At 70.3% G+C, this 3,736-nt stretch carries 7 protein-coding genes; 4 read left to right on the top strand and 3 right to left on the bottom strand.

What is annotated here, in order from left to right:
* Window positions 1-245, top strand: a 245-nt coding sequence (locus AOK23_RS42355; RefSeq protein ID WP_240496828.1) for a hypothetical protein, incomplete at its 5' end; no start/stop codon positions are given.
* Window positions 246-275: 30 nt separating this feature from the next.
* Here AOK23_RS42355 and AOK23_RS42350 read toward each other — a convergent pair.
* Complete coding sequence (locus AOK23_RS42350; RefSeq protein ID WP_055717704.1) at window positions 276-1,100, bottom strand: helix-turn-helix domain-containing protein; 825 nt, start codon at window positions 1,098-1,100, stop codon at window positions 276-278.
* Between the two features lie 273 nt (window positions 1,101-1,373).
* Between AOK23_RS42350 and AOK23_RS42345 the strand changes: the two genes are divergently transcribed.
* On the top strand, window positions 1,374-1,613 hold the full coding sequence (locus tag AOK23_RS42345) for a hypothetical protein (RefSeq protein ID WP_055717703.1): 240 nt from the start codon (window positions 1,374-1,376) through the stop codon (window positions 1,611-1,613).
* Between the two features lie 408 nt (window positions 1,614-2,021).
* On the opposite strand, the gene AOK23_RS42335 is transcribed toward AOK23_RS42345, so the two are convergent.
* Entirely contained in the window at window positions 2,022-2,243 is a 222-nt protein-coding gene (locus tag AOK23_RS42335; RefSeq protein WP_055521757.1) for a hypothetical protein, read from the bottom strand.
* 268 nt (window positions 2,244-2,511) lie between these two features.
* On the opposite strand from AOK23_RS42335, the gene AOK23_RS42330 reads away from it, so the two are divergent.
* Both AOK23_RS42330 and AOK23_RS42325 read left to right on the top strand, forming a co-directional pair.
* Entirely contained in the window at window positions 2,512-2,811 is a 300-nt protein-coding gene (locus AOK23_RS42330) for a hypothetical protein (RefSeq protein WP_055717701.1), read from the top strand.
* Window positions 2,812-2,959: 148 nt separating this feature from the next.
* On the top strand, window positions 2,960-3,175 hold the full coding sequence (locus AOK23_RS42325; protein ID WP_055717700.1) for an antitoxin: 216 nt from the start codon (window positions 2,960-2,962) through the stop codon (window positions 3,173-3,175).
* Window positions 3,176-3,412: 237 nt separating this feature from the next.
* Here AOK23_RS42325 and AOK23_RS42320 read toward each other — a convergent pair.
* A partial coding sequence (locus tag AOK23_RS42320; protein WP_420823804.1) for a primase alpha helix C-terminal domain-containing protein occupies window positions 3,413-3,736 on the bottom strand: 324 nt, incomplete at its 5' end.

The following is a 3,736-nucleotide window of genomic DNA, read 5'->3' as shown; positions in this document are numbered from 1 at the left end:
GGGAAGGGGCGGGAGATCATGTACTCATGAGTATTGCTTTACGTCGTGCAGTCGGGATCGCGGGTGTGGTGGGCGGGATTGGTCTCGCGGCCTGGCTGGTCTTCGGGGCTCCCCATGAGTGGGAGGGGGGCATGCGGTTGCTGCGGCACGGCTTGGCGTTGGTGTCTCTCGGCGCGATCAACGGCGGTGCCTGGTGGATGTTTTCCGGCAGGCAGGACGGTGCGTCCGACGTGGTGGCCGGCTGAGGGTGGGTAGCGAGTCGGTCGGTGGGGCAGTCAGCGGCTGTGCCGGGCCGCGTAGACGTCCAGTGGTTCCAGCGCGCCCCACGCCTGGTCGAAGCTGTCCGCGAAGTACCTCAGGAAGGCAGGACCTTCGACGCTGAAGCCCGTCAGTTGTTGACGGCCGGCGCCGGAGAAGGACAGGAACGTGACGGAGTCGTCCACGAGGCCGGTGTTGTGCCAGGCGCAGGAGGCGGTCCAGGGCATGACGCGCGCCTCGTAGGCGTAGATGTCCGCCGTCTCCCTCTGGTGGTCGAGCAGCCACTGCAAGTACGCCGTCTCGGGTGTGCCGTCCCGCTCGGGGACGCCGATGATGCGCCGGGCGCTGGCGCCCTCACCGGAGTGGTCCCTGGCCCAGTCCAGCACCGTGCTGAAGTACTCGGCCACTTCCGGTGCTCCCCAGTGGCTGGGCGGGTGCCGTCGGACGTAGGTGAGCCGGATCTCGCGGCGGGCCGCTCGGATGCGCGCGGCGGAGGCGCGGTAGAAGGACGACGGGTCCGGGTATCGCACCATCTCCGCCCTCAGCGCCTCCACCGGTGCCTCGGGGCCCTCCCGCTTGAGCCTGTCCAGCTCCGTCCTGGCCTCGCGCCACAGGGACTGCCACTGGCTCCACTCCCCGTCCAGCGCGGCGACCAGGCGGCGGGTGACCGTCTCGCCGGGCAGTCGGCGACCGTTGAGGGCCTCGGAGACCGTCGACGGACTGCACTGCGCCCGAGCGGCGATCGTCGTGACCTGCGGGGTGCCCGCGGTGATCCGCAGCCGGCTCAGCTCTGCCGCGAAGCGACGCACGGCCGGCGGCACACCGCCCGCGTGGACGTTCATGGTTCCCCCTGAGAGCGTCGTCCGGTCCGACGACCGTCGTCCGGTCCGACGGCGGCGATCGGCTCCGACGCGTGTGATCGGTCCGACGACCGTGATCGTCCCACTCTCTCCGGGCGGCCGCCGAACTTCGCCGAATCCCGCCGAAGAAGCCCGAATTCCGCCGAAGCTTCCGGGACTTTCGGGCTCTGCCGGAATCCCTGGACCGCGTGGAGAGGTGCCTGGTCAACTGGCCGACATCTCAAGCCGAGGATCGGAAGAGGAAGGTGACCGCACATGCCGATCGACCTCAGGATGTCACTGCGCCGCCACTACACGACGTTTCTCGCCGTGCTCGTGACGGGGATCGTTCTGATCATGGCGGTCAACGGCACCGCGCCCACGATGGACGTCTACCTGAACTGCCTGATGAGCGTGGCAGGCATGATCGCCACCTATGTGCTCGCACCGCCGGACCCCTCCCGCCCGGGCGACCGCGATCAGCGGCCCGGCGCGACGGGGGACGAGACGCGGTGATCACGGCGGCGTGGCCGGGGCCCGGGGTCCGGATCACCGGCGCCCTGCGGCACACCGGGCACGCCGTGAACGGCCCCCTGACCACGTCCGATGGTCAGGGGCCCTTCTTCTGCGCGGTGGGCGCTAGGCAGCCTTGGGGGGCCGGGCTGACCGGGCCGGCCGGGCCGGCCGGGCAACGGGGGTAACGGGGCTCGGGGCCGGGTCCTGTGCGTCCTCGGGCCAGTAGGGCTCGTCCTCTCCGAAGTCCGGGGCCCGGAACGGGTCTGTCGTCGGAGGCGGCGATACCGCGGTGGGACGGCTGGGCTGCCCTTCCAGGGCGGAGAACAGCGACGTCGGGTCGATGAGAGGTCTGCCTTTCGTTACAGGTCCCTGAGGGGGCCTGGTGTGCCGTGACCGGGCACAGCGGTTCTACAGCTTGGTCATCTTGGCGTACGGGCTCGAGATCCGCACCTGCGCCGAGCCGAAATCGACGAGCGCCGCGATTCCGTCCTCGATGCCGACCACCCGGCCGAGTCCGTACACGTCGTGCGTGACCTGGTCGCCCAGGGCAAAGTGCTTGGGAGCCGGTGCGACCGGGGCCTTGAACGGGCTGGTGGGCAAATGACGCTTCGGTGCCGCGGGCTTTGTCATGGCTCAGTATGAGCCTACGCGTCTCCGGCCCGCTGTGGCCGTCGGCACATATCCCTCGGGAAAACCGTGTTATTCCGGGCACAACGGGAGACCAGTCGACGCCGTCGTATCGCACAAGCCCGTGGGCTCACACAGAGCCGCGCCGGGCGAGCGTACGGGGGCTTGGGCGCTCACCGGTGTGCGTCCGCACGCTCTGCCGGGCGCAACCCGGTGGCTGGAACGATCCCCGTGCCGGTATCGGCGAGAAATCAGCTGAAGGGGGCCTGGCATGGCTGTGGTGTTGTCGATGCACTGGGCGGGGGTCACGCCGGAGCAGTACGACACGGTGCGGGACGCGGTCGGGTGGGAGGAGGCGCCGGCGGCCGGTGGGCAGATGCATGTGGCCTGGTTCGACGACCAGGGGTTCCATGTGACGGATGTGTGGGACTCCCAGGAGGCGTTCGAGGCGTTCTTCGGCGAGCGGCTCGCGCCCGCGATCCAGAAGGCCGGCCTCACGGGGGCTCCCGAGATCGTCTTCAGCCCGCTGCACCGACGGTTCGTCGCGCCCGGCGTCGGCGGTACGGGGTGAGCCGTACGGGATGAGCACGCGCGTTCCGGTGAACTCGCGGGTGGAAGGGGTGTCCCGGTGTGCGGGGCGCCCCTTCCGCGTCTCCGGATGCGGGGTGGAGGACGGGCGCTGATTCTGGAGGGGACGGCGAACAGCGGAAGGAGCCGCGATGTCTGTGATGGACAAGCTCAAGCACATGTTGAAGGGCCATGAGGAGCAGGCCGGCAAGGGCGCCGACCGGGCCGGTGACTTCGTCGACGAGAGGACCCACGGCAAGCACAGGCGTCACGTCGACACCGCTCAGGACCGGTTCAAGCAGCAGCTGGGCACGGACCAGACAGGCCAGACGGACCCGGGTGGCCGGGAAGAGCCGCCTCCGCGGTAGATGGCCCGCGGTAGCACGGGCATGGTGTGACGCGGTGCGGTCGGCCGGGGAGTCCGCCGGCGCCGACCGGTCGGTACCCGCGGCGTGCCCGCGACGACCCCGAGTGCCCCACAGCCGCGAGCGACCGGCGCCCGAAGCCAGGGCGCCGGTCGCTCGCCGGTTGTTTGCCGGTTGCTACGAGGCCGAGAGCGGACACTGGCGTGGGCCGCCTCCGCCCCCATCCCTTCTCATCCCTTCTCATCCCCTCCGCCCCGACATGCGTGCCGCCGACGCCACCGTCGAGCGGGCCTCGCGTTCCGGGAGGCCCGTGTGGATCGCGGCGTCTATGAGGGCGTTGGCGAGGTCGGGGCCGAGGCCGTTCTCGTAGGCGCGGCAGGCGGCCCAGAAGAGGCGGGTGTTGCGCTGGCCTTCGTGGGCCGTGAGGACGAAGTGGATCAATCCGTGGCCATGGGCATGGGCATGGGCATGACCCGGACGTGGACCTTGGTCTTCCCCCGGGCCGTGGCTCTCAGCAGGGATATCGCCCTGGTCGAAGCCGGGGCCACGGCCCGGGGGAAGACC

It is taken from the genome of Streptomyces torulosus, assembly GCF_001419765.1.
GTDB lineage: Bacteria > Actinomycetota > Actinomycetes > Streptomycetales > Streptomycetaceae > Streptomyces > Streptomyces torulosus.
The sequence above is the reverse complement of the archived record's forward strand: the minus strand, read 5'-3'. Positions and strand labels throughout refer to the sequence as shown.

Bases quoted from the DNA above. Each gene is read 5' to 3' on its own strand.
- AOK23_RS42330 (WP_055717701.1), top strand. From the start codon at position 2,512: ATGGCTGTGGTGTTGTCGATGCACTGGGCGGGGGTCACGCCGGAGCAG.
- AOK23_RS42325 (WP_055717700.1), top strand. From the start codon at position 2,960: ATGTCTGTGATGGACAAGCTCAAGCACATGTTGAAGGGCCATGAGGAG.
- AOK23_RS42345 (WP_055717703.1), top strand. From the start codon at position 1,374: ATGCCGATCGACCTCAGGATGTCACTGCGCCGCCACTACACGACGTTT.
- AOK23_RS42335 (WP_055521757.1), bottom strand. From the start codon at position 2,243: ATGACAAAGCCCGCGGCACCGAAGCGTCATTTGCCCACCAGCCCGTTC.
- AOK23_RS42350 (WP_055717704.1), bottom strand. From the start codon at position 1,100: ATGAACGTCCACGCGGGCGGTGTGCCGCCGGCCGTGCGTCGCTTCGCG.